Below are 24,631 nucleotides of genomic sequence, written 5' to 3' on the forward strand. Positions count from 1 at the left end.
CTCCTACGCGGCAGCCCTTGGCTTGCTGACATGCAAGGATTGCTGCGTTTTTTACCCCTTTTCACGGAAACAGCTGGATGGCTTAAGCTATAGTCGACAGTCTGGCCAACAATGCGCCATGCCAAAGGAGCCATCATTCGCATGAGCCTCAAACACAAACTGATGCCCCTGTTTGCCCGCCTGATCACCAGTGAAGGCCTGCAACAGTTACGCCGCAGACTATTGGAGTGGCGCCGCATATTGCGCCGCCAACCCCACCAGGCCACCTTCTACTTCCGCATTGATGATCCCTATTCGGTGCTCATGGCGCAGGTAATGCCGCGCTTTGCCCAGCACTTCGGCATCACCGTCACCCCACGGGTAATGCTGTACCTGGATCAGCAAATGTACCCCGCCGCCGACATGCTCGCGGAGCTCGCCCCCCGTGACGCGGTCAAGCTGGCCGACCTGCACGGGCTGGACTTCCCAAAAGACTGGCAGCTGCCTCCCCGCGAAGTCAGCCTGGCCGCCACCCGCTGCCTGCTGAAACACGAAGGCGACGAGCGCTTCTGGAGCCTGGCCGCCGCCCTGGCCGATGCCCTGTGGCGCAATGATCACGACAAACTGGAAGCCCTGCTCAGCGAGTATGGCCAACAGGCTGCCGATCGGGCCCAGCTATCACTGGAAGCCCGCCGGGACCAGTTCCTGAAAGACGGCCACTACCTCACTGGCACCCTGCACTACGCCGGCGAATGGTACTGGAGCGTGGAACGGCTGGATCATCTGGGCCACCGCCTCAACGAACTGGGACTGGGCGGCGCCGACTGGCCATTACCCTACGGCCGCGCCAAACGGGCCCGCCTGAAAGACACTCCGGAAGCCCTCAAAGGCACCCCGCTGGCGCTGTATTTTTCCTTCCGCAGCCCCTATTCCTACATCGCCCTGGCGCGCACCTATGCGCTGGCCGACCACTACGGGCTGGACCTGAAAATCCGCCCGGTGCTGCCCATGGTGATGCGCGGGCTCACGGTCCCCAAAGCCAAACGTTTCTATATCCTCAAGGACGCTGCCCGGGAAGCCCGCCTGCACGCGGTGCCGTTCGGCAAGGTCTGCGACCCGGTGGGCGCCGGCGTGGAACGCTGCATGGCGATCTGGCCCTTTGCCGAAAAAGAAGGTCGCCTGCGCGAATGGTTGCGCGCCGCCGCCACCGGAATCTGGAGCCAGGGCATCAACGCCGCCAGCGATAATGGCCTGAAGTTTCTGGTGGAAAACGCCGGCCTGGACTGGAACCGGGCCCGCCGCTGGCTGGACGACGACGATTGGCGCGAACAGGCAGAAGCCAACCGCGACGCCATGATGGCCGCTGGCAGCTGGGGCGTCCCCAGTTTTATGACCCAAGATGACATGACCTGGGGGCAGGATCGTTTTGCGATCATCGAGCAGAGGCTGCTAGCCTCACAGGCCGATGACAGCGCCTGAACTACCCTGATGGCATAATCACAGTAGTCTCGCTGGGGGCGAGAAAAACAGGAGCGAGTGACGAGGAGTGAGTCGCGAAAGGCAAACCGATTTGGGTTTTCGAAACTCGCTCCTCGTCACTCGCCACTATCTCTTGTTTCGAACCGCCAGCAGCATCCCAACAACCCCCATAACAACCGGAGAACGTCATGACCATTGCTTACTGGTGCGTGCTTGCCGCCATGTTCCTGCCTTATCTGTCCACCGGCATCGCCAAATTTCAGGGCGGGTTCGGCCCCAGACAGAATCACAACCCCCGCGAGTTCCTGGAAACCCTGGAAGGCAGCCGCAAACGCGCGCACTGGGCGCAGCAGAACGGTTTTGAAGTCACCCCGGCCTTTGCCGCTGCGGTGATCATCGCCCACCTGGCGGCCACGTCTCCGCAGGGCACCATTGATGGTATCGCCGTGGCCTTCGTCGCCAGCCGCATCCTCTTCACCGTCTGCTATGTGGCGGACTGGGCCAGCGCCCGCACCCTGGTTTGGGCCTTTGGCATGGGGTGTATTGTGGCCCTGTTTGTGGGCGTAGGCAGTTAAAACAGTGGCGAGTTACGAGTATTGAGTTTCGAAAGGCAAAACCACAACCGGCAACAGCGATTGTAGATCTTCGCTTCTCGATACTCGTAACTCGCAACGTTTCCATGCCCCAGACCTTCACCATCACCGTCAGTGGCAAGGGCCATTTCCCCTGCCGCACCGACCAGAGCATCGTCGACGCCGGCCAGCAGGCCGGTTTCGGCTTCCCCATTGCCTGCCGCAATGGCGTGTGTGAGCGCTGTATCGGTCAGCTCAGTCATGGACAGGTGCAACAGAAAAACCGCACCATTCACGCGGGCGATGCCAGTAGCTCCCAGGTGTTATACTGCATCGCCCTGCCACTCAGCGACTGCGAGATAGATGTGCCCGAGGTAACCGCGCCCGGTGAATTGCCGGTCCACCAGATTCATTGCCAGATCCAGCAGATCGACGCGCTCAACCATGACGTCAGTCGAGTCTGGCTGCGCCTGCCCGCCGGCAAGAAAATCCAGTGGCATGCAGGCCAGTATCTGATGCTGAACCTGCACGGCGAAAGCTATCCCTTTTCCATCGCCAACCATTGCGATGGCCGCGATATTGAGCTGCACGTTCGCCATGGCGATGACAACAGTGCCGCCCAGGACATCATGGCCAGCCTGCAGGCAGACAGCACCGTCAGCACGACCCTGCCCGCCGGCCTGCGTTTTATCGACAGCGCACCGGATCAGCCGGTGTGGTTTATCTGCGGTTCCACCGGTTTCGCGCCGGTGAAAGCCATGATCGAACGCCTGATCGCGCTGAATTTTACCCAGCCCGTGCGGCTGTTCTGGGGCGCACGAACCGACGCAGACCTGTATCTGCCCCACCTGCCGGCCCAATGGCAGGGCGCCCTGGCCGACTTCGATTTCGTCACCTCCCTGTCGGACATCCGCCACCCGGACCACGCCGAAGGTCTGGTCCATGAAGCCGCACTGGAAGCGCTCAGCGAACCCGACCTGCCCCTGTTCTTTCTGGGCGGTTCCCCGCCCATGGGCTGGGCGGTTTTCGATGCACTGGTCGCCGAAGGCGTTCCCGCCAGCAACATCCACTGCGACGTGTTTGATTACGCGCCACGGGATTAGCTACAAGCTTCAAGCTACAAGCGGCAACACGAATTAAGTCCAACGCTAACCGGAAAGGGCCTCGCCACGCGCGACAAGTCTGGCTGCTCAGACAAAGCCAGGATCCAGCACAAATCGCGGCCAAAAGGCTGTCGGGCTGGCAACAACCCGGCTCGCGTTGTAGCTTGTAGCTTGAAGCTACACCCCAGGGAAAGGATACGATGGCAGACTCCCCCTCCTCGGCTCACGACGGTCAAGTGCTACTGCTGCCTTGCCACGAGTGCGACCTGGTTTCCGAGGTAGTGATTCACCGGGACGGCCAGTGGCTGCAGTGCCCCCGCTGCCAGCACCCGCTGATGCGGCCGGCGCAAAACGACCAGCTCACCCCTGCCCTGGCGTTCACCGCCCTGCTGCTGCTGACGTTGTCCTTACTGTTTCCCTATCTGGGCTTCGAGAAGAATGGCATTGAACGGGCCATGACCGTCACCGACGCGGCCTACGAGCTGGCGATTTATCACCACCCGGCCCTGGCCGCTATCGTGATCGCCACTATCATTGTGATCCCGGGGCTATACCTGCTGTCGGTGTGCTGGATTCATATGAGCCTGGCCAGCCCCGGGCGCTTGCCCGGCAGCCTGTTTCTGGCCCGCTGGCTGCCACGCATGCAGCCCTGGATGATGGCGGATGTCTTCGCCATCGCCGCCCTGGTCAGCCTGGTGAAGATCATCGCCATGGCCCATATTCAACTGCTGTCCGCCTTCTGGACCTTTTCCGGGTTCGCCTTGATCCTGCTGATCACCGTCACCCGCATGAACACTATCGGCCTGTGGCAGCGACTGCTCGGCGACCTGCAGCAACCAGCGCAGGCGCATGCCGGCGACACCGCCCAGCGCCAGGGCCTGATTGGCTGCCAATGGTGCGGGCAGCTGCAACCGCTGGGACAATCCCACCGCTGTCATCACTGCCACAGCTTTCTCCATGAGCGCCATCCCTTCAGCCTGCAGCGGGTCTGGGCATTGCTGGTCACCGCCATTCTCTGCTGCTTTCCGGCGCACCTGTTCCCGATCATGATCACCACCAGCCTGGGCAAGACCGAGCCGTCCACCATCATTGCCGGGGTCATGCTGTTTCTGCGCCACGGCGACTGGCCCATCGCCCTGATCATTTTCACCGCCAGTGTGCTGGTCCCCTTCGGCAAGATCCTCGCCCTTGGCTGGCTATGTATCGCTGCCCGCCAGCGACAGGCACTGGACATGACCAGCCAGATGAAGCTCTATCGCCTCACCGAGTGGATTGGCCGCTGGTCCATGATTGACGTCTTTGTGGTGGCCATCATTGTCGCCCTGTTTCAGATGGGCAATATTCTTACGGTCACACCCGGTGTGGGTGGGCTGGCGTTTTCTGCCGTGGTGATTTTCACCATGCTCGCCGCACACCAGTTTGACCCCCGCCTGATCTGGGACCGACAACAACAGCTGCAGCAATACTCAAAACAACGCGCAGAACAACGCCTGCCTCCCACTCTCGAACCGGAGAAATCCTCTTGAACCAGGCCGATTCGCCACCGTCACATCGTCGCCCGCGGTTATCTGCTGTCTGGCTGATTCCGTTGATGGCCGCACTGATCGGCCTGTGGCTGGTGTTCAGCTACCTCTCCAGCCAGGGCCCGGTGATTACCCTGGAACTGGAAGATGCGGAAGGCATCAACGCCGGTAAAACCGCCGTCAAAATGCGTAATGTACAAGTGGGCGTAGTAGAGAGTGTCAGCCTGTCCGAAGACCTGAGCCACACCCTGCTCAGCGTACAGATGCAGGCCGACACCGAGCGCATGCTCAACAGCGACACGCAATTCTGGGTGGTCAAACCCCGAGTCGGGCGCGAGGGTGTCAGCGGCTTGAGCACCGTCCTGTCCGGTGCCTATATCGAATTGCTGCCCGGCAACAGCAGCAAGAAGGCCAAAACCTTTACCGTAGAAAATTCGCCACCGCCGGAGAAAACCGGCGACGGCCTGTTCCTGAAACTGATCAGCGAACCGGGCACCAACATCAACAACGGCGACCCGGTGAGTTTCCGCAGCCTGAAAGTGGGCCGCGTGGTGGACACCACCTTCGACCCCGATGCCGAACTGTTTCGCCACCGTCTGTTCATTGAAAAACCCTACGATGTACTGGTCAGCGACAGCAGCCGCTTCTGGAAGGTTTCCGGCATCGGCTTTCAGCTGGATGCCCGCGGCTTCCAAGCACAACTCAGCTCACTGGAAGCCCTGCTTGGCGGTGGTATTTCCTTCTCCGTACCGGACCCCAACATGAGCACGGGCGCCCCCGTGGAAGACGATCACCAGTTCGTGCTGCATGACAACCAGGAAAGCGCCAGGCGGGCACTCTACACCCAGACCCTGGATTATGTGCTGCTGGTTGAACGCAGCGTGCGCGGCCTGCAAGCCGGGGCCCCCGTCGAATACCGCGGCATCCGTATCGGCACGGTGGAGCAGGTCCCCTGGGCCTTTGGCGCCGAAGGCCCCAACGCCATGACCGACAGCCCGATTCCGGTACTGATCCGTCTGGAACCACAACGGGTCACCCATCAATCCGCGATTGCATTGCCCTCGTGGGAAAGTGAAATCCGCCAGATGGTGGATAACGGCCTGCGCGCCAGCCTGAAAGCCGGCAACCTGCTGACCGGTTCCCTGTTTGTTGACCTCGAGTTTCACAAGAACGCCCCGGCAACCGATGCCTCGCTCACCTACCGCTCCGTGCCCGTCCTTCCCTCCGTGGACAGCGGTGGGCTGAGCAAGCTGGAAGATCAACTCCACGCCCTGCTGAAAACCCTGAATGGTCTTCCCATGCAGGACATGGCCAACAACCTCAACAGCAACCTGAAACACCTGTCCGGCGTGACCGGCCGCATCGAAAACCTGCTGGATGATCCCGCCCTCAATGCGCTGCCCCAGCAGATTTCCGACAACCTGAATGCGCTGGAAAACACCCTGCAGGGCTGGCAGGCAGGCGGCGATGGCTACCGGGAACTGCAAGGCACCCTGCAGAAGCTCAATCGCCTGCTGGATGACGCCGAGCCATTACTCGACACCTTGAATGAACAGCCCAACGCGCTGATCTTCCAGCGCCACCCGGCCACCGACACCCAACCCCGAGGTGCACAATGATCCGCCTGCTAGCCATCGCCGCCATCCTCACCGGCCTGTGGGCCTGTAGCCACGCCCCCGCCACATCGCCACCGGGCTACCTGTTGCCCTCCGCCACCGGGGCCGCGCATTCACCGCTAACCATCAAGGTACACCTGGCCAGTTACCTGAACCGGGGCGGCATTGTCATGCAACTCAGTGATAGCGAGATACAGGTAGGCCGCCACCATCGCTGGGCCGAACCGTTGGCCACGCAATTACAACGTTCCCTGGAAGCCCGCATGCCCAGCGGAGACGAAAAGACGCTCACCGTGGAGCTAACCCGTTTTCAGGGCCTGCAAGGCAAAGACAGGGATTCCGCCGTCATCACCGGCCGCTGGGCGCTGACTGGAAACAACGGAGAGGTTACGCAGGGGCGCATTCAGTGGGAAGCCGCGCTGGACAACGGCGGCTATGCCAATCTGGTAAGAACGCTGGATCAGGGTTGGCAGGCAGTGGCGGCAGAGATTGCCGCCGCTATGGATTGAAGGGGGGCTTGCCTGCATCCCCTAATACGACCTACAAGGTGCTGCGGTTTTTGTAGGTCGTGTTAGCCGCGTAGCGGCGTAACCCGACAAAACGACATTCAACACTACTGCACGCTTTTATCTGGCAACGGCAGGGCGGGCAAACTACCTTCCAGCTGTGCCAAACGGCGATCGAAGGCAGACATGGCCTTGCTGGAATCGCCCAGCGCCCGGTACAGGCGCGCCAGTTCTGCCAGCGCCGTGGCACTCTGGCTGGAGTTGGCCGCGGCCTCGAAAAAGCCCTGAGCCTTACCCCACAGACGCGCTTTCAACGCGACGCGACCAGCGGTAATCAATACCGACGCATTGCCCGGCCGTTCCACCAGCCACTTTTCCAGTACCTGTAGCAGGTCGTCCGGGGGAATGTCGTCGATGGCTTCCAGTACCGGCGGCAAGCGGTCATCCCACTGGTTACCCAGTTGCTCACGGACCAGATTCAAGGCACCACGGCCACCACCCAGCTGGGCCAGAAAGCCGGCATAGCGTGCCACCATGGCCGGATCGTTTTTCAGGTGAACCGGCACATCTTTCCAGAGTTTGCGCAATTCATCCCGGCGACTATCGGCATCGTTGAAGCCAGGCTTGCGGGCGGTTTCCTGCAACCAGGCCAGCCAGGCCCGGCGCTCACGACGGGCCTGGTTCGCTTCGCCAAAGGCCCGTTTCAGACGCGGCATCAGTGCACACAGAGCCTGCCAGTCTTTCTGGCTTTCCAGCACCTCAGCGTAGGTATTGAGAATACGCTTGTTGCGCGGAGCCATATCCGCCAGCACTTTCAGCTCGCTGCGTGCCTGCTCCGGGTAGCCGTCATCCAGGGCGAAGCGCGCTTTCATCAGGCCGGCGACCAGGCGTCCCCGCCGGTCGGTGCTGGCCTGTTCAAGATAATGCTGCGATGCCTCTACCTTGTCCTGTTCCTGGGCCGCTTCCGCCGCCAGCAACCAGGCCACCAATGGCCAGTCACCGTCTTCACCGGCGGCCACCAGCAAGCGCTCGGCCTTTTCCTGTTCACCATCCACCAGCTGCAGGAAACCACTGCGCAAGCGACGCTCCGCCACCGCTTTTTTCCAGCGTCGGGTGGCCCGCACCGGCTCCATGGCATTCCAGGCCGCGTTGCCCAGCAAGGTCAGCACCACCAGCGCCACCGCCCCAAGCAGGGCCATCAGCACCACAAACCCCAGGGTGGTATCCACGGACACGGAGTCACGGATGATCAGCACATAACCGGAATCCGCTGCCATCCAGCGCCCCAGCGCCAGCGCGGCAACCAGGGCGATAATAATCAGCAGGACGACTTTCTTCATGCGCCGCCCTCCTTGCGTTTCAAGGCCTCGATGGCCGCCAAACCATTCCCGATCTGCGGCAGGGCCTGGGCCACACTGGCACCACCCATTTCTTTCAGGGTTGTCTGCATTTGTGCTGCACGGGGATCATCGTCCCGGAACCATTGTTTCAGCGTGCTCCGGGCATTTTCGACGGCTTGACCATAGGCATCGGCACGGCCCTGCATCAGCGCCAGCTGCGCCTGCTGCAGGCTGCCATCCAAAGTCAGACGCACCAGCGAGGCCTGCTCACCCGACAACGGCAGCGGCACCGCCCCTTCGTGGCGACGCACGGTCACCGGCATCCGGTCCAGCACATCTTGCCACCAGGGTTGATCTACATCCGGGGTATCACGCTCCGGTGGTGACGCTTCTGCGGGTACCGCCAACTCAGCGACCAGTTCCCGCAAGGCCCCCAGGCGCAGCACCATGCCCTGCACGTCCACCTGGCTGGCCCCACTGAGGGTTTCCATGTCCAGAGCCAGCGCCTTGCGGGCCGGTAACACGGCGGGGTCATCCAAGCGGGCCAGTGTTTCGTCCGCCGCTTTCAACAAGCGGCGCGCGGCCTGGGCATCCTGGGTGAGCAACAGCCGCTGGCTGGCCAGGCTCGCCAGGGCACGTGCTTCATTGATCAGCCACAGGCGCTGGCCACCACTTTTCAAGTCAGTCAACGCAGCACGATCCTTGGTCATCTGTGCCGCCAGTTTGGCCTGCTCTTTTTCCAGACCGGACAGGGCAGACTGAACCTGGGCGCGCTGGCTGGCCAACTCACCTTTCACGGTCGTCACTTGATCCGCCAGGCTGCTCTTTTCACTCTTCAGCCGGGAAAACTCCTGCCACCCCCACCAGCCCGCTGCCCCGAGTGCGGCCAGCACCACCAGTACCAGCAGCACAGTCAAAAGGCTTACTCCTGCCTGGCGGGAAAAAGGACGATCCTGCGTCATGTCAGCTCCGTTGTTGTCATAGCGAGGCGTGCGCGAGTCTCGAACCCCCTGCGCCCTCGGTGTGGCGATACCCGATATCATTGCAAAAACCTTAAAGTGAGCGCCCATTGCTGTCCAATCATTAACGGTTAGATCGGGTAAAAAGTTCTACGCGGAATGGCGTGACACGCCGGTTTCAGGCGTTGCGTGTGCAGTAAAAAGGGAGATTCGCAGCCAGGCCGGCAATCGCAAAGACACAGAGAGAATTCAGGTTCGCCTTAACCGCCGCCCCCATCCATCAAGGCCGCCAGCATATCCTCGTCATGGGCGCTGGCCGCCACCCGCACAGGACCGGCGTGACAGGCCTGCACCGCCGCGGCCACCCGCGCTCCAGCCACCACCACGCCGCACCCGGCGGGCAGGGCTGACTGTAACGCCTGCCAACCCTGCACACTGGTAACCATTACCCAGTCAGTTTGCGTCGAAAGGGTGATGCCGCTGATCCCATGGCGCCGATAGAAGGCCAGTGCATCGACACGGGCACCACGCGCTTCCAGGCTTTGCGCCAACAATTCGCGGCCGCTGTCGCCCCGACAGATCAGGACCTGTTTTTCGTGCAGCTGTTGCAGGCAAGGCAGCGCCAGCACTGCTTCGGAATTGAAGCCATGCTCTGGCACCGTGGCAGGCAGATGCCAGGACGCCAACTCCGCCGCCGTGGCCCGACCAACCGCCAGCCAGTGCACTCCCACCGGCCACTGCGGCCACAGGTCCGCCATGGCCGACAGGGCCAACCGGGCGGCATTCACGCTGGCAAAAAATACCGCGTGGTAACGATCCAGTTCCATCAGGGTGCGTTGCATGGCGCCATCCACCGGCACCGGCTCTATTGTTAGCGCCGGCTGGTGAAGAGGCTGGTAGCCCGCCTCCGTGAGCAGGGCCATCAGCCGTTGCTGCTGGCCCGCGGGGCGGGTCACGACGACCTGTTGCTGCCGTCCTTGCTGGGTCATTGGCGTGCGTACAGAGCCTTCAAAATGGCATCCGCACCCTGCGCCAACAGCTGTTCGGCAATATCGATACCCAATTCGGCACCCTTGGCGCGCGGCGCCGAGCCTTCCGCCCGCAACACCCGGCTACCATCTTCCTCTGCCACCAGGCCGCGCAGCCACAACTGGCCATCTTCCAGCAACGCAAAACCCGCGATGGGGACCTGGCAGCCCCCGTCCAGGCGGCGGTTCATGGCCCGTTCGGCCACCACGCGATCCCAGGTATCCACATCACTCAACGGTGAGAGCAGATCAATGGTGCGCGTATCCGCTTCGCGGCATTCGATCCCCACCGCGCCCTGCCCTACGGCGGGGAGCGATTCTTCCGGCGGCATTTCATAGCGAATGCGGTCGTGCATTTCCAGGCGCTTGAGGCCCGCGGCAGCGAGGATAATGGCGTCGAATTCGCCGGCATCCAGTTTGCCCAGCCGGGTTTGCACATTACCGCGCAGGCTTTTCACCACCAGATCCGGGCGATTGGCTTTTACCTGGGCCTGGCGGCGCAGGCTGGAGGTGCCCACGCAAGCGCCATGGGGCAAAGACGACAGGCTATCGAATGTATTGGAAACAAAGGCATCCCGGGGGTCTTCGCGTTCACAGATCACCGGCAGGGCAAACCCTTCCGGCAGCTCCATGGGCACATCCTTCATGGAGTGCACGGCAATGTCCGCGCGCCCGTCCATCATCGCCTCTTCCAGCTCTTTCACGAACAGGCCCTTGCCACCGATCTTGGCCAACGGGGTATCCAGAATCTTGTCCCCCTGGGTCTTGATCCGCACCAGCTCCACCGCCAACCCTTCATGCAGGCTTTCCAGACGCTGCTGAACATACTCGGCCTGCCAGATAGCCAGCGGGCTGGAACGGGTAGCAATACGCAAGATTTCGCGGGACATGGGGCATCCTGTTGTTCAGTTAAAAAGTGGGCTTAGTCTACAGCAAAGGCGCGCGGGGGCCGAGACGAGGAGTTAAAAGTGAAAAGTTCAAAGTTTAAAAGCGCGGGCAGAGTAGTCGGATTCAGAAACGTCGAAGCCGCGCCCATAGTCTGGACGCGGCTTCGAGAGCAGGCCCAACCTGGTGCAGGCCCGCGTTTCAACTTTGAACTTTACACTTTCAACTTAATTCCCGTAGACAACCACGGTAAATTCCGCCAGCACCCCAAAGAAATTCTGGGATTCATAGTCCACGTGGTGGATTTCGGTGATCCCGCCATTGCGGGCAGCGGTCTGGATACTGGCATCACCGGAGGCGATCACACCGAGGATGGAGCGGGCACTGGCGCGGCCTACACGGGTCGGTTTTTCCGAAGAAGCGGTGGCCGCCATGGGCGCCTTCACGTTGCCGTACAGGAAGCCGGTAACCGGCATGGTGGCACTGGCACAGCCGCTGAGCACAACCGCGCTGACCAGAAGAAGCAGAGTCTTTTTCATTACAGAGATCCTGTTTTTGTTATTCGTTATCGTTCACTTTTCGTGCAATGCAGCAGGCCCAAGGCTAGCACGCGGCCCGGACCTTGTTAATTACCCCGACGCCCGTTACAGGCTTTGCAGCACCCGCCGCAAGCCCGCCACATGGCGGCGGCTCACAGTCAACCGTTCATCCACCCCGCGCAGACGCACCTGATGATGCCCGGCGGTGGCCATTTCCATGCCCTCGATATACCGAAGCGCCACCAGCGCATTGCGGTGAATACGTACAAACTGGTCGCCGAATTCGGTTTCCAGCTCTTTCAGGGTTTCGTCGATCAGCACTTCGCCTTCACTGAAACACACGGTCACGTATTTTTGATCCGCCAGGAAGTAGCGCACATCATCCACCGGCACCAGCTCCAGCCCCCGGTGGGTACGGGCGCTGATATGGCCGCGACGGCGAGGCTTGTCTTCGCTCACCTCATCGCTGATTTCCGCCAGTTGCACACGGTTAAGCGTTTTCGCCTTGGTCAGCGCCGTCGTCAGGTCGGCCGCATTGACGGGCTTGAGCAGGTAATCCACTGCGTGGACCCGAAACGCCTGCAAGGCATGCTCGTCATAGGCCGTACAGAAGATCACGGCCGGCGGATTATCCATCTTGCCCAGATGCTCCGCTGCTTCCATGCCATCCATTTCCGGCATGCGGATATCCATCAGCACCACGTCCGGCTTGCAGGACTGGGCTTCAATGATGGCTTCACGGCCATTGGCCGCTTCTGCCACCACCTCGGCATTCTCGATTTTATCGACCAGCCTCTTGAGCCGGTCCCGAGCCAGTTGCTCGTCATCGCAGACAAGTACCCGCATAAGTCCCATCCTTTTTATTGCAGCGGATATCGAATTTCGATCTCGTATTCTTTTTGTTCCGGGCGGGATTCCACCGCCACCTCGTCACCGTACAGGGCTTCCAGCCGGTGACGTATATTTTCCAGTGCCATGCGGTTGCCTTTGTGATGCCCGTCGCCTTCCGGCTTGGGATTGCTCACCGACAGCACCAGGTTGCCATTGTGCGCGAGGGCACGAATCGTCACCATCCCCCCCGCCGATAATGGCTGTATGCCATGATAAATGGCATTTTCAAGCAAGGGTTGCAAGGTTAATAACGGAATCTTCAGGGATTTTGCGTCTACCTGGATATCCCAGGCCACCTGTAAACGCTCCCCCATCCGCAGCTGCTCAATGTGGATATAGCGTCGACACAGCTCCAGTTCCTCTTCCAGAGAGGCCTCATTGCCGCTGTTCTTGAGGCTGGCGCGAAACAGCACCGACAAGTCTTCCACCACCTGCTCGGCCCCGTCCGGGTCCACCGCGATCAGGCTGGCGATGATGTTCATGGAATTGAACAGAAAATGCGGGCGAATCCGTGACTGCAGGGCCTGAATACGCGCCTGCAGCTCCGCCTGGCCTTTCTGGCGCAGCTGCTCCTGCACATAGAAATAACGCATCACCAGCCCGGCGATAATCGCCGCGATCAGGCCATTTACCGGAATATCTGCCGACCACAATCCCGTTTCCAACGCGCCACCGCTAACCCAGGCCATGATCAACCGGGCAAGAATGCTGAACAATAACGTATCGGCCACCACCAGCAGCACCACCACGGTGGATGTCCAGGCAGGCGGCAGACGATTCAGCCGATTGCGCAGCTGGCAGATCAGCGCCGCAGAGCTCAACCCCACCCACTGCACAAACAGGGAGGTAATTGCCAACCGGCCAACGCTGAAATCGTCGTAGTAAGTGGCCACCAACGTCACCACCAACGCCATCAGCTCGGCCACCACCACCACCACCAGCACGGCACGGGTGCTGCACAGGTCGGGCAGGAAACTGTTATTGGCCGGCACGTCCATGGCCACAGGCGATCCCCTTTATACGGAAAAAGAACTAATTATTAAGATGTTATACCTGAACCAACCGCCACTCCCAAGGAATAGTGTCTCCCTGCTATACTTGCGCCCCCCTCAAACCAAGCGTTGAGCAAGTACGATGACTGACAAGCAGCAGAACAAACTCTGGGGCGGCCGCTTCAGCGAGTCCACCGACCAGTTCGTGCAGGAATTCACTGCCAGTGTGAACTTCGACCGCCGCATGTACCGTCAGGACATCTACGGCTCCCAGGCCCATGCCACCATGCTGGCCGAAGTGGGCGTGCTCACCGATGAAGAGCGCGATGCCATTATCCAGGGGCTGCGTGAAATCCAGCAGGAAATCGAGAACGGCGAGTTCGAGTGGTCCGTGGCCCTGGAAGATGTGCACATGAACATCGAGGCCCGACTCACCGACAAGATCGGCATCACCGGCAAGAAGCTGCACACCGGCCGCAGCCGTAACGACCAGGTGGCCACCGACATCCGCCTGTGGCTGCGTGACGAACTGTTGATTCTGGAAGAGCAATACCTGCACCTGATGGTCGGTCTGCTGGACCTGGCTGAGCGCGAAGCGGCCACCATCATGCCCGGCTTCACCCACCTGCAGACCGCCCAGCCAGTGACCTTCGGGCACCACCTGCTGGCCTGGTTCGAAATGCTCAAGCGTGATCGCGAGCGCCTGCTGGATTGCCGCAAGCGGGTCAACCGCATGCCCCTGGGCGCCGCCGCCCTGGCCGGTACCACCTACCCGATCAACCGCGAGCGCACCTGCGAGCTGCTCGGGTTCGACGGCGTCTGCGAAAACTCCCTGGACGCGGTGAGCGACCGGGATTTCGCCATTGAATTCTGCGCCCTGGCCGCCCTGACCATGACCCACCTGTCACGGATCAGCGAAGAGCTGGTGCTGTGGACCAGCGCCCAGTTCAACTTCATCAACCTGCCCGACCGCTTCTGCACCGGCAGCTCCATCATGCCGCAGAAGAAAAACCCGGACGTGCCGGAACTAGTGCGCGGCAAGACCGGCCGCGTCAACGGCCACCTGATCAGCCTGCTGACCCTGATGAAAAGCCAGCCGCTGGCCTACAACAAGGATAATCAGGAAGACAAGGAACCGTTGTACGACGCCGTGGACACCCTGAAAGGCAGCCTGCGCGCCTTCGGCGACATGATCCCGTCCCTGGAACCTAATCGTGAAGTGATGCGCGAGGCGGCCCGCCGTGGCTTCGCCACCGCCACCGACCTGGCCGACTATCTGGTCCGCAAGGGCATCGCTTTCCGCGACTCCCACGAAATCGTCGGCAAGGCCGTGGCCTATGGCGTGGAAAAGAAGAAGGATCTGGGCGACATGACCCTGTCCGAGTTGAAGCAGTTCAGCGACCAGATCGACGACGACGTGTTCGACGTGCTGACCCTGGAAGGCTCGGTGAGCGCCCGTAACCACATCGGTGGCACCGCGCCGGACCAAGTACGAGCGGCCGTCGGCCGTGCCCGCGAGGCGCTGGACAACACCGGCCAGTAAGCGCCGCAACAAGCGCTTTCTTCGGAAGGCGCCGTACGATAAAAAACGCCGCCGGCTCCAGAGAGCCGGCGGCGTTTTCGTTCCGGGCAACCGGCTTGCGCAGCCGTAGCACGCCCGGCAGCAGTCCCATCCCGGCGCTACTCCAGATCCTCACCATTGGCTTCCGGCTGATATTCAACAGCCAGGATTTCCAGTTTCAAGATCTTGCCGTTGGGCGCCGGCCAGTCAATGCTCTGCCCCACCGACAACCCCAGCAACGCCGCCCCCACCGGCGCCAGTATCGACACCCGCTCCGGACCGTTATCCTGTGGGTACACCAATGTCAGGCTCATTTCCCGACCACGGGCCTGTTCCCGGCAGCGAATCCGCGAATTCATGGTGACCACATCCGCCGGCATTGCCTCGGGTGCCACCACCGTGGCTCGCAACAGTTCCTCTTCCAGGCCGTCGGCCACCTCGCCATGGGCGGTCGCTAACAATGCTTCCAGGCGCGCAACATCCAAACGTGAAACGGTAATGGCCGGTAACGCCATGGCTTTCTCCTTACAGGGTCAATCATTCAGAAATGCCCCACGCATACACGCCCGCCCGCATGCCGGGGTATCCAGGCGCAGGCAGGGCAAGTACGAGAAAGGGGCGAAAAGATCAGCAGAAATGCGTCCACGCGGAGCGGACTATCCACAGATAGTAAACCGGACCGTTTTTTTCTCAAGCGGCGTTATCGGACATCGCCATCACCGGATTTCACATCGCCCCCGCATTACCTCCAGAGTCACGAACCGTTATACTCACACCCCAGCAAACGGAGTACCCCATGCGCCCATTCAGCCTGTTACTGTTCCTGCTCCTGGCCGGCTGCGGCCAGAAAGGCCCGCTGTATTTTGATCAGGAACGCAACGCCGCCGCGTCGGCCGGCAACGCCCAGGCGGCGCAAGCCGACGCCACTGACAGTGACGACACCCAAGACGAAGACGACGCCAACGCGTCCGGACAGGAATAATCATGGACCCCTTTCAGTACCGCGACGGTGAATTGTTCGCCGAAGAACTTCCCGTAGAGCAACTGGCGGATCGCTTCGGCACGCCGCTCTACCTGTATTCCCGTGCGGCTCTGGAGCGTCATTATCTGGCCTTCGATGAAGCCTTCGGCGACCACCCTCATCAGGTGTGTTACGCGGTGAAAGCCAACTCCAACCTGGCGGTGCTGAATGTACTGGCTCGTTGTGGGGCGGGGTTCGATATCGTCTCCGGGGGCGAACTGGAACGAGTGCTACGCGCCGGTGGCGATCCGGACAAGATTGTCTTTTCCGGCGTGGGCAAGACCGCCGATGAAATGGCCGCAGCCCTGAAAGCCAACATTCATTGTTTCAATGTGGAATCCGCTGCGGAGCTGGAGCTGCTGAATCTGGTAGCCGGCGAACTGGACCGCGAAGCGCCCATCGCCATTCGGGTGAACCCGGACGTGGACGCCCAGACCCATCCCTACATTTCCACCGGCCTGAAAGACAACAAGTTCGGCGTGGACATCACCAAGGCGCCGGCCCTGTATCAGCGCGCCGCCGAATTGCCGCACATCCGGATTCTCGGTATCGACTGCCACATCGGCAGCCAGCTCACCAAGCTTGCGCCCTTTGAAGATGCGCTGGAGCGGGTATTGAAGCTGCTGGCCCAGCTGCAGGAACACGGCATCGAAATCCATCATCTGGATCTGGGCGGCGGCCTGGGCGTCACCTACGACGACGAAACCCCGCCGGACCGTTCAGCGTATGTGCAGGCCCTGCTCAAGCACATTCCCGGCGAATTGCCCGTGCATATCGAACCGGGCCGCTCCATTGCCGCCAACGCCGGCCTGTTCATTACCCAAGTGCTGTTCCTCAAGCCCACCGAGCACAAGAACTTCGCCATTGTCGACGGCGCCATGAACGACCTGATCCGCCCCAGCCTGTACTCCGCCTGGCAGAACATTGTCCCGGTAAAACCCCACGACGCCGATTGCCGCGAGTGGGACATCGTTGGCCCGGTGTGCGAAACCGGCGATTTCCTCGGCAAGGACCGCGCCCTGTCCCTGGAAACCGGCGACCTGCTGGCCGTGCGCAGCGCCGGTGCCTATGGCTTTGCCATGGCCAGCAACTACAACAGCCGCAACCGCCCCGCCGAAATCATGGTGGATGGCGACCAGGCCTTTGTGGTGCGCCAACGGGAAACCTATGACGATCAGCTGAAGCAGGAATCGCTGCTTCCCTGATATGGCCTGACAAGGCACAGAAAACGGGCTTCGGCCCGTTTTTTGTTTTACGCTTTGGCTGTCACGGTCAACCCCCTGGACTTCTCCCTGCCATCATGAATTTCCGTGCTGCGCTGTCATCACTGATCCTGCCCGGGCTGTTACTTGCCGCCGCTCCCGGCAAAGCGTCAGCCAACGACGCCGTTAACCGTGCGATTCGGTTAAGCCTTGCGGAAAGTTTTGTCACCGCCAACCTGCTAACCAGCGGCGACGCCGTACGCTTCGGGTTCTGGGATTTTGACCCCAACACACTGCTGAATCTGGACGACGATAACTTCGGCTCACTGGAATCCCGGGAACTGCGACAACGCATCGCCACCTTCAGCCTGCCCTACACCTGGCAAACCCCTCTGGCGGAAACCGGTAATACCCTGTCGCTGGGCGTGAAAGCCGCCTATGTGGAAAACAAACAGCAGACCCAGATCATCAATAGCACCAGCCGGGCCAAGGACGAAATCAACAGCTCGGTCACTTCCCTGAGTGTCGGCGGGACCTTTAGCCGCCGGTTGTCCACCCACTGGGACCTTGCCTTCTCCACCCACGCGCACTGGATGCGTTACCGCAACGACACCGACTTCAATACCGCCGATTCCCAGGCCATCGCCCCCGCCGTCGACGGACTCATTACCAACTTCAACGCGGATGCCTGGCTACTGGAACCCAGCGCCCGGCTGACCTATTTCATTGGCGGGGAACAGTCGGAAGTACAGCTGTTCAGTGACATCCATTATATGGCCGGGCACACCTTTCATACCGACCGCGCCGCCCATGACGTCGCGCCGGAAGCCTGGCACTGGTCCAATGGGGCACGCTGGAAACACCCCTTTGTCACCCGCATCCTGCCCGGCCAGAACGTGTGGATGCAGGCATCCCGCTTCGACCTGGGCGGCGATCTGGAGGGGTCACTGGGGAATCATTATTACTACGAGGCAGGCGTAGGCTGGCTGCTGGATATTCACGAGCGCATCCCGTTCATCGACAACATCGGCATCGGGATCAATCTGAACTACGGCAGCCTGCTGCGTGGCGGCACCCTGGTGCTGTTATTCAACGAGACGTAAACAGCCACCAGGGCGACAACCGGATCAGGACTGGCCCTGTTCCCCGGTGAGCATTTTCACCAGCGTATGGCCGTTGGCATCGCAGAGCGCGTCTTTCAATAACGGCATGGCCTGGGCCATGTGCTGGGCCAGGGTATAAGGCGGGTTGATGATCAACATGCCGGTACCGGTCATGCCACGGCCGGAAGCATCCGGGCGCACGCAACACTCCACCCGTAGCAGGTTGGGAATGCCGGCTTTCACGAAACGGCGAATAAAGCTTTCTGTGCGGTTGCGGTCCAGCACCGGGTACCAGATGGCATAGGTGGCGGTGGCAAATTTCTCCATGGCCATTTGCACCGCAGGCAGCACGCCGTTGTAATCCGCTTCCATCTCGTAGGACGGATCGATCAATACCAGACCACGCCGGTGCTGCGGTGGCAACAATGCCTTGAGCCCCTGCCAGGCATCTTCCTTGAGCACCTGCACGCGCTTGTCGTCGGCAAACTCACGCTTGAGCAGGGCAAAGTCGGTGGTGTGCAGCTCAGTGCATTGCAGCACATCCTGCTCACGCAGCAGGCGGGCACTGATCTGCGGCGAACCGGGATAATCGGTCAGCCGCCCCACCGGGTTCAGCTTTTCCACCAGTGACACGTACTGGTCAATCACCCCCACCCCGGTGCGCTTGCCAAACAGTTTGGCAATGCCGTCCTGGTACTCACCGGTCTTCTGCATATGCTCGCTGGCGATGGCATAACGGCCTGCACCGGCATGGGTATCGTGCACGGTGAAGGGTTTGTCCTTCTTCTTCAGGTATTCAATGATTGCCACCTGCACAATGTGCTTGAGCACATCCGCAAAATTGCCGGCGTGGTAACTGTGACGGTAGGAAAGCATGACGGACACCTGAACTGGGAATGAAAAACGCCTCACGGCGGATTCGCGACGACAGATTCGCCACGATCAATGGACAATTGTACCTTGCTCGGCCGACGTAGGGTCTGTTTTTTGATGGATTGTGTCTTTTGCAAGGCACTGAATGCCCCGCGCATGAAACCGTATAACCGGCGCCAGCGTTCGCAGCAGACCCGCAATTCATTCCGCGTATCGCCGGAAAGAATCAGCCCCATAGACATTTTGCACCGCCCAAGGCACTGATTTCAGCCCCGGGAGGCCGTACAATAGGCCTTTAATTACGACTTCACCGGACAGCGGTATGAACCTGCGCTTTACCAAAATGCACGGCCTGGGCAACGATTTCATGGTCATCGACGGCATTCGCCAGACATTACCGGAAACCGGCCTGCCCCTGCCTGCGGATGAAATACGCCGCCTTGGCGACCGCAATTTTGGCGTGGGTTTCGATCAGATGCTGATCGTGCAACCCTCCCGTTCCGCTGACGCCGATTTCCGCTACCGCATCCTCAATGCCGACGGCTCCGAAGTGAGCCAGTGCGGCAACGGCGCCCGCTGCTTTGCCCGGTTTGTGCGCGAACAGGGGCTCACGGACAAGCGTGAAATCCAGGTGGAAACCGCCGCCGGCCAGATGACCCTCACCGTCACCGACGATGAGCAGGTCACCGTGGACATGGGCGCGCCTCGCTGGGCGCCAGACGCCATCCCCATGACCGCCAAAGCCGAAGCGGACAGCTATTTCCTGGTATCCGGCACGCAAGCCTGGGAAGTGGGCGCGGTTGGCCTGGGCAACCCCCACTGCACCCTGCTGGTAGAAAACGTGGATAACGCGCCAGTAGAGAGCGTCGGCCCGCTGCTGGAAAGCCATGAGCAATTCCCCGAGCGGGTGAACGTGGGCTTTATGCAGATCGTCAGCCGCAACGAAATCCGCCTGCGCGTCTACGAACGGGGCGCCGGCGAAACCCTGGCCTGCGGGTCCGGCGCCTGCGCCGCTGTGGTCATTGGCCAACGTCGGGGCTGGCTGGATGCCGCCGTCACCGTGCACCTGCCGGGCGGTACGCTGCAAGTCTGCTACGATGGCCAGGGTGGCATCCAGATGACAGGCCCCGCCAGCCATGTCTATGATGGCGCTATCGAAATCACTCTTTAGCAGGCGATTACGAACACCGGCGATGTCAGTGCCGACTGACCCGAATGATGACAAAGGACAGGATTGATGACGGATCAGACCCCAGCCAGCGCCGACCAGGTCGCCGCCTACCTGCGAGAACATGCCGATTTCTTTCAGCATCGCCCGGAGCTGCTGGAACTGTTACGTCTGCCCGATTCCAAAGGCCAGGCGGTATCGCTGCTGGAGCGCCAGGCGTCGATTCTGCGCGAGCGCAATACCGAGCTGCGCGACCGACTCAACGGCCTGCTGGATGTGGCCCGGGAAAATGATCACCTGTTCGACAAGACTCGCCGCCTGACCCTGTCGCTGCTGGAAGCCCGTGGCGCCGAAAAACTGTTCCGCAATCTCCTCACCAGCCTGAGCACGGACTTTCACTGTGACCAGGTGGCGTTGATGTTGTACGACCGGGAAGTGCCCATTCTTGGTGACCTGCGCAACCAGATCCGCTGCGTGGACAGCGACGCCCTGCCCAGCGCGCTCAACCATCTTCTGCGCAGCGGCAAGGCCGTATGCGGCGCCATGCGCACGGAAGAAATGGGAGCCCTGTTCCAGGACAACGCCACGGACATTCGCTCCGCCGCCATGGTGCCGCTGGAATACCAGGGTCGCCTGGGCCTGCTGGCCATTGGCAGCAAAAGCGCCATGCACTTCCGCAGCTCCCTGGGCACCCTGTTCATTACCCATATTGGCCAGGTGCTGAGCCGCCGGCTCCACGAAGTCGTGCGCCAATACCCCCATCAGGCAGCCAAGAAAACCAGCGATATCAGCTGAACGAGGACCGTTAACCGTGGACAGCGACAGCACTGGCACAGCGCCAACGGTTAACGCCTTCCTGACCCATCTGGCCAGCGAGCGCCGCCTTTCCCCGCACACCGTCAGCAGCTATCAGCGCGACCTGGTCGAGGCTCGAAAAGTCCTGGGCACCCAGCCCTGGGATACCCTCACCGTGCACGACATTCGCAGCCTGGCAGCCACGCTCCACCGCAAGGGCAAAAGCGGCAAAACCATCCAGCGCATGCTCTCAACCCTGCGCACGTTTTTCCGTTACCTGATGCGCGAGGGGCTGGCCCGTGATAACCCGGCCATGGATATCCGCGCCCCGAAAAGCGGCAAACGCCTGCCCAAGGCGCTGGACGCGGATCAGGTCAGCCACCTGCTGGATGCCGGCACCCACAGCAGCGAACCGCTGGCCCTGCGCGACCAGGCCATGATGGAGCTGCTCTACGCCTGCGGCCTGCGGCTGGCAGAGCTGCTGAGCCTGAATCTGGACAGCATCGACCTGCGTGACGGCCAGCTACTGGTCACCGGTAAAGGCAACAAAACCCGCCAGCTGCCGGTGGGCAAACCCGCCCTCACCGCCGTACGCCGCTGGCTGAAAGTACGCCCCCTGCTGATTAAAAGCGGCGAGCAAACCGCCCTGTTCATCAGCAAGAACGGCCGTCGCCTGTCACCTTCCAGCGTGCAGCAACGGCTCAAGCGGCACGCCCTGGAGCGCGGTCTCGACGACCATCTGCACCCGCACAAATTACGCCACTCCTTCGCGACCCACCTGCTGGAATCCTCCGGCGACCTGCGTGCGGTACAGGAACTGCTCGGCCATGCCGATCTGGCCACCACCCAGGTCTACACCCATCTGGACTTCCAGCATCTGGCCCAGGTCTACGATGGCGCCCATCCAAGGGCCCAGCGCCGCAAGGACGAAGACGAATAATCCCGGGCACCCGCCCCATCTCTGACACAAGCAACCCGGTGTGCTGCCATTAGCGGTTTTACGATAAACTACCGCCCATGAGTACACTCAAGCTGATTACCTTCGATCTGGACAACACGCTGTGGCCTGTGGATGAGGTGATCCGCAAGGCCGAGAAAGCCTGTAGCGACTGGATCGCTGACCGCCACCCGGATGCCGCCCGCGCCCTCAACGCGGAGCGGGTGCGCATGGTGCGCACCACCTTGCTCAAGGAAAACCCCGGCTACCTGGACAACCTGACCGCGCTACGCCAGGACGCCATGACCCGGGCCTTCATGGACGCCGGGTTCAGTAACGCCGAGGCCCGCAAAATCGCCCTGGACGCCTTCGCGGTCTTTCATCAGGCCCGAAACCAGGTATCGTTTTTTCCCGGTGCCCGGGAGGTACTGGAGCAACTCGCCGACAGCTACACCCTGGGCGCACTGACCAACGGCAACGCCGACCTGCGCCAGATCGGCATCGCCGAACTCTTCGCGTTCCATCACTCTGCGGAAACCATCGGCAAGCGCAAACCCGCCCCGGACATGTTCCATGCCGCGCTGGAATCCGCCGGGGTTCAAGCCCACCAGGCCGTCCACGTGGGTGACCACCCGCTGGAAGATGTGCACGCTGCCCGCGAACACGGCATGCATGCCGTCTGGGCCAACCTCATCGATCTGGCCTGGCCGGTTGAACTGGACCGTCCCCGTCACCATATCCACAACCTGCATGAGCTACCGGATCTGGTGCCGCTCTTCGACGACTGACCGCGGATGATTTCCCCCATGAGCCAACGCGCCCAACTTTCCTCGTTACTCGATGACCTGCAAACGGAACTGGACCAGCAAGGTCTGTGGGCCACGCAGCCGCCGGCGCCATCGGCTTTCGATAGCGGCACGCCATTTTTTGCGGACACCATGAATTTCAGCGAGTGGCTACAGTGGGTCTTCATCGCCCGTTTCCGGGCCATTCTGGAAGCGGACCATCCCCTGCCCGGACAATGCGATATTGCCCCCATGGCAGAGGAAGCCCTGAAAGGCATGGAGCAGGACGTAACGGGAATCATCAATCTGATCAAGCAATTCGATGATCAGTTTTGAGTGATCTGACTGCCCGGCGCGGGCTGACGACAGCCCTGCCTCGCTTCAACCTGACGCTTCAGCGTCTGCCATGCGGCAGCAGCACCGTAGAAACGTAGCGGCGTGAAACGTTTCTACTTTTCCCAATCCCGTCGCTCGTCGCTCGTCGCTAGCGAATAACACTATCTTTCAATAGCGCCCGCCACTGGTTTTCCTCGTCACCCGCAGACAGGGTCCACAACCACTGGCCTCGATCATCCAGGGCTTCAAGGGCGGTAACCACCTGCCCATCACCGGGCTTGCGCAGACGCCACAGGCTGTCCATCTTTGCCATGTCCAGCGACACCAACGCGCCGTTATGGGCCAGATGGCAATGGCTGCCCTGCCAGCGCGGCGACGACCAGGGCGCAGTCATGCACAGGCGCACCCCCTGATTACCCACGCACAAGGTTGTTACCGTGTCTCGAACAGCCGCTTCCGCCAACACCGCCGGCAACGTTTCCGGCCTTACCTGGCAGGCAAAGCTGTCGCGCACCGAGCGATACAAGACGTCGCGCTGTTGATCGCAGCGCTGCAACAAGCCGGCAAAATCTTCGTCATCCGTGCTGCTCGCCCAGTCGCGTTCCAACTGGCTGAGCGACCCGAGTTCACCGCCCACACCACACGGCAACACCGCCGGCAGATTGAGCGTTTGCTGGTCCGGATGAAGCATGGCGCACACCAGTTCCTCGAACGCCAGCCCGCCACTGTCCGGCGCCACCGCCATTTGCTGTAGCGGCTGCCCATGACGGTCAAAGAACACCAGGCTGCGGGCCGGCAAGGCACCTGTGGGTTCCAGCACCGCCAGCACCGAATGCCACTGGCCGACCTGCAAGCTCTGGCGCAGCCGGCAGCGCTCCCCCACCGATTCCAACCACCATTCACCGGGCACCCCGGACTCGCCGTCCTGAAGGGTCGGGTAATGCATATTCTGGGAAATGCGCGAGCCACTGGAGAACGTGGTTACCACCAGTGAACCCAACCGGTACAGCGCTTTAAGAATTGCCAGCGGTTCATCCTGCAACCGCAACACCCGGTCACCGAGCGCAGCACCACACTGCCTCAACAGAGGGGATGTTGCCGGGGCCGCGGGCCATGCCATGACAGCCATACTGCCTCCAAAAATAGCGCAGCAGGCAACATGCTTCACGCCACAACGCGGTCACAGGATCATGACTATTGCCGCTTGCTGCCGCGCCGAAAGAGTGAGCTCGGCTGGCAAACAACCTAATGACAACAGATCCTGCGCGCTGCGGCAGGTGGCATGCTGCATGCCGAAGAGCCTTAAATTAGGTGTGGAAAGCTGGCTGCGGCTGGCGATCCACGTCAGGGAGAAAGATGAGACGCGGCACGCAACACGCTCCACGCAACAACACGATTCGTTGATTGTCGGTTTTTAAACGCCTTGCCCCGCGCTCAC

At 61.2% G+C, this 24,631-nt stretch carries 25 protein-coding genes; 15 read left to right on the forward strand and 10 right to left on the reverse strand.

The features are described from left to right. The first annotated feature begins 141 nt into the window (after nucleotides 1-141). The 6 genes from ADG881_RS07935 (at nucleotide 142) to ADG881_RS07960 (ending at nucleotide 6,781) form a co-directional block, all read left to right on the forward strand. Complete coding sequence (locus ADG881_RS07935) at nucleotides 142-1,458, forward strand: 2-hydroxychromene-2-carboxylate isomerase (RefSeq protein WP_039927314.1); 1,317 nt, start codon at nucleotides 142-144, stop codon at nucleotides 1,456-1,458. Between the two features lie 188 nt (nucleotides 1,459-1,646). Beyond that, nucleotides 1,647-2,033 carry an MAPEG family protein gene (locus tag ADG881_RS07940; protein ID WP_007151160.1) on the forward strand — a complete coding sequence of 129 codons (387 nt, stop codon included), beginning with the start codon at nucleotides 1,647-1,649 and terminating at the stop codon, nucleotides 2,031-2,033. Nucleotides 2,034-2,137: 104 nt separating this feature from the next. Further along, nucleotides 2,138-3,133: a 2Fe-2S iron-sulfur cluster-binding protein gene (locus tag ADG881_RS07945; protein WP_007148911.1), complete on the forward strand. Its 996-nt coding sequence runs from the start codon at nucleotides 2,138-2,140 to the stop codon at nucleotides 3,131-3,133. A gap of 200 nt (nucleotides 3,134-3,333) precedes the next feature. After that, nucleotides 3,334-4,659 (forward strand): paraquat-inducible protein A, encoded by a 1,326-nt coding sequence (locus ADG881_RS07950; protein ID WP_039926438.1) that lies wholly within the window; start codon nucleotides 3,334-3,336, stop codon nucleotides 4,657-4,659. Further along, nucleotides 4,656-6,275 (forward strand): intermembrane transport protein PqiB, encoded by a 1,620-nt coding sequence (gene pqiB, locus ADG881_RS07955; RefSeq protein ID WP_007151400.1) that lies wholly within the window; start codon nucleotides 4,656-4,658, stop codon nucleotides 6,273-6,275. Before ADG881_RS07950 ends, pqiB begins: the two co-directional genes overlap by 4 nt. Then, the gene (locus tag ADG881_RS07960; RefSeq protein WP_007150136.1) at nucleotides 6,272-6,781 is read left to right on the forward strand and encodes a membrane integrity-associated transporter subunit PqiC; all 510 of its coding nucleotides are present in this window, start codon (nucleotides 6,272-6,274) and stop codon (nucleotides 6,779-6,781) included. The genes pqiB and ADG881_RS07960 overlap by 4 nt, the downstream gene beginning before the upstream one ends. A gap of 104 nt (nucleotides 6,782-6,885) precedes the next feature. Here ADG881_RS07960 and ADG881_RS07965 read toward each other — a convergent pair whose 3' ends face one another. The 7 genes from ADG881_RS07965 to ADG881_RS07995 all read right to left on the reverse strand — a co-directional run bounded on the left by ADG881_RS07965 (nucleotide 6,886) and on the right by ADG881_RS07995 (nucleotide 13,418). Continuing rightward, on the reverse strand, nucleotides 6,886-8,118 hold the full coding sequence (locus ADG881_RS07965) for a heme biosynthesis HemY N-terminal domain-containing protein (RefSeq protein ID WP_007151289.1): 1,233 nt from the start codon (nucleotides 8,116-8,118) through the stop codon (nucleotides 6,886-6,888). Beyond that, the gene (locus ADG881_RS07970) at nucleotides 8,115-9,080 is read right to left on the reverse strand and encodes a uroporphyrinogen-III C-methyltransferase (protein WP_007149436.1); all 966 of its coding nucleotides are present in this window, start codon (nucleotides 9,078-9,080) and stop codon (nucleotides 8,115-8,117) included. The genes ADG881_RS07965 and ADG881_RS07970 overlap by 4 nt, the downstream gene beginning before the upstream one ends. 257 nt (nucleotides 9,081-9,337) lie before the next feature. Then, nucleotides 9,338-10,066, reverse strand: coding sequence for a uroporphyrinogen-III synthase (locus tag ADG881_RS07975; RefSeq protein ID WP_007148659.1), 729 nt, complete (start codon nucleotides 10,064-10,066; stop codon nucleotides 9,338-9,340). Next, entirely contained in the window at nucleotides 10,063-10,995 is a 933-nt protein-coding gene (gene hemC, locus ADG881_RS07980) for a hydroxymethylbilane synthase (protein ID WP_007148739.1), read from the reverse strand. The genes ADG881_RS07975 and hemC overlap by 4 nt, the downstream gene beginning before the upstream one ends. Before the next feature lie 222 nt (nucleotides 10,996-11,217). After that, nucleotides 11,218-11,529 carry a TRL-like family protein gene (locus ADG881_RS07985; RefSeq protein ID WP_007150603.1) on the reverse strand — a complete coding sequence of 104 codons (312 nt, stop codon included), beginning with the start codon at nucleotides 11,527-11,529 and terminating at the stop codon, nucleotides 11,218-11,220. A gap of 105 nt (nucleotides 11,530-11,634) precedes the next feature. Then, nucleotides 11,635-12,375 (reverse strand): LytTR family DNA-binding domain-containing protein, encoded by a 741-nt coding sequence (locus tag ADG881_RS07990; RefSeq protein ID WP_007148361.1) that lies wholly within the window; start codon nucleotides 12,373-12,375, stop codon nucleotides 11,635-11,637. Nucleotides 12,376-12,389: 14 nt separating this feature from the next. Next, nucleotides 12,390-13,418 (reverse strand): sensor histidine kinase, encoded by a 1,029-nt coding sequence (locus tag ADG881_RS07995; protein WP_232211758.1) that lies wholly within the window; start codon nucleotides 13,416-13,418, stop codon nucleotides 12,390-12,392. A 136-nt stretch (nucleotides 13,419-13,554) separates the two neighbouring features. On the opposite strand from ADG881_RS07995, the gene argH reads away from it, so the two are divergent. After that, nucleotides 13,555-14,955 (forward strand): argininosuccinate lyase, encoded by a 1,401-nt coding sequence (argH, locus tag ADG881_RS08000; protein ID WP_007149797.1) that lies wholly within the window; start codon nucleotides 13,555-13,557, stop codon nucleotides 14,953-14,955. A 137-nt stretch (nucleotides 14,956-15,092) separates the two neighbouring features. Here argH and rnk read toward each other — a convergent pair whose 3' ends face one another. Continuing rightward, on the reverse strand, nucleotides 15,093-15,488 hold the full coding sequence (gene rnk / locus ADG881_RS08005) for a nucleoside diphosphate kinase regulator (RefSeq protein ID WP_007151479.1): 396 nt from the start codon (nucleotides 15,486-15,488) through the stop codon (nucleotides 15,093-15,095). A gap of 281 nt (nucleotides 15,489-15,769) precedes the next feature. Here rnk and ADG881_RS08010 point away from each other — a divergent pair, with 281 nt between their 5' ends. The 3 genes from ADG881_RS08010 to ADG881_RS08020 all read left to right on the forward strand — a co-directional run bounded on the left by ADG881_RS08010 (nucleotide 15,770) and on the right by ADG881_RS08020 (nucleotide 18,299). Then, nucleotides 15,770-15,955 (forward strand): lipoprotein, encoded by a 186-nt coding sequence (locus ADG881_RS08010; RefSeq protein ID WP_007150991.1) that lies wholly within the window; start codon nucleotides 15,770-15,772, stop codon nucleotides 15,953-15,955. Between the two features lie 2 nt (nucleotides 15,956-15,957). After that, a complete protein-coding gene (lysA, locus tag ADG881_RS08015) occupies nucleotides 15,958-17,199 on the forward strand; it encodes a diaminopimelate decarboxylase (RefSeq protein ID WP_007149037.1) in 1,242 nt (413 codons plus the stop codon). 95 nt (nucleotides 17,200-17,294) lie between these two features. Beyond that, the gene (locus ADG881_RS08020; protein ID WP_007150327.1) at nucleotides 17,295-18,299 is read left to right on the forward strand and encodes a Solitary outer membrane autotransporter beta-barrel domain; all 1,005 of its coding nucleotides are present in this window, start codon (nucleotides 17,295-17,297) and stop codon (nucleotides 18,297-18,299) included. A 24-nt stretch (nucleotides 18,300-18,323) separates the two neighbouring features. Here the strand turns inward: ADG881_RS08020 and ADG881_RS08025 are convergent, their stop codons facing one another. After that, entirely contained in the window at nucleotides 18,324-19,175 is an 852-nt protein-coding gene (locus ADG881_RS08025; protein WP_007151058.1) for a 23S rRNA (adenine(2030)-N(6))-methyltransferase RlmJ, read from the reverse strand. Nucleotides 19,176-19,494: 319 nt separating this feature from the next. Between ADG881_RS08025 and dapF the strand changes: the two genes are divergently transcribed. From dapF to ADG881_RS08050, 5 genes are all read left to right on the forward strand, one after another. Continuing rightward, a complete protein-coding gene (gene dapF, locus ADG881_RS08030; RefSeq protein WP_007150455.1) occupies nucleotides 19,495-20,343 on the forward strand; it encodes a diaminopimelate epimerase in 849 nt (282 codons plus the stop codon). 66 nt (nucleotides 20,344-20,409) lie between these two features. Beyond that, nucleotides 20,410-21,135 (forward strand): DUF484 family protein, encoded by a 726-nt coding sequence (locus tag ADG881_RS08035; RefSeq protein ID WP_007150515.1) that lies wholly within the window; start codon nucleotides 20,410-20,412, stop codon nucleotides 21,133-21,135. Between the two features lie 16 nt (nucleotides 21,136-21,151). Continuing rightward, a complete protein-coding gene (gene xerC / locus ADG881_RS08040) occupies nucleotides 21,152-22,075 on the forward strand; it encodes a tyrosine recombinase XerC (RefSeq protein WP_007149362.1) in 924 nt (307 codons plus the stop codon). Nucleotides 22,076-22,152: 77 nt separating this feature from the next. Next, nucleotides 22,153-22,860, forward strand: coding sequence for an HAD family hydrolase (locus ADG881_RS08045; RefSeq protein WP_007150405.1), 708 nt, complete (start codon nucleotides 22,153-22,155; stop codon nucleotides 22,858-22,860). A gap of 18 nt (nucleotides 22,861-22,878) precedes the next feature. After that, nucleotides 22,879-23,193 carry a YqcC family protein gene (locus ADG881_RS08050; protein WP_039927316.1) on the forward strand — a complete coding sequence of 105 codons (315 nt, stop codon included), beginning with the start codon at nucleotides 22,879-22,881 and terminating at the stop codon, nucleotides 23,191-23,193. Nucleotides 23,194-23,341: 148 nt separating this feature from the next. Here the strand turns inward: ADG881_RS08050 and ADG881_RS08055 are convergent, their stop codons facing one another. Further along, on the reverse strand, nucleotides 23,342-24,322 hold the full coding sequence (locus ADG881_RS08055; RefSeq protein WP_039926440.1) for a hypothetical protein: 981 nt from the start codon (nucleotides 24,320-24,322) through the stop codon (nucleotides 23,342-23,344). Nucleotides 24,323-24,631 lie beyond the last annotated feature (309 nt).

Origin of the sequence: Alcanivorax sp. DG881, assembly GCF_000155615.1 — a bacterium.
Lineage (GTDB): Bacteria > Pseudomonadota > Gammaproteobacteria > Pseudomonadales > Alcanivoracaceae > Alcanivorax.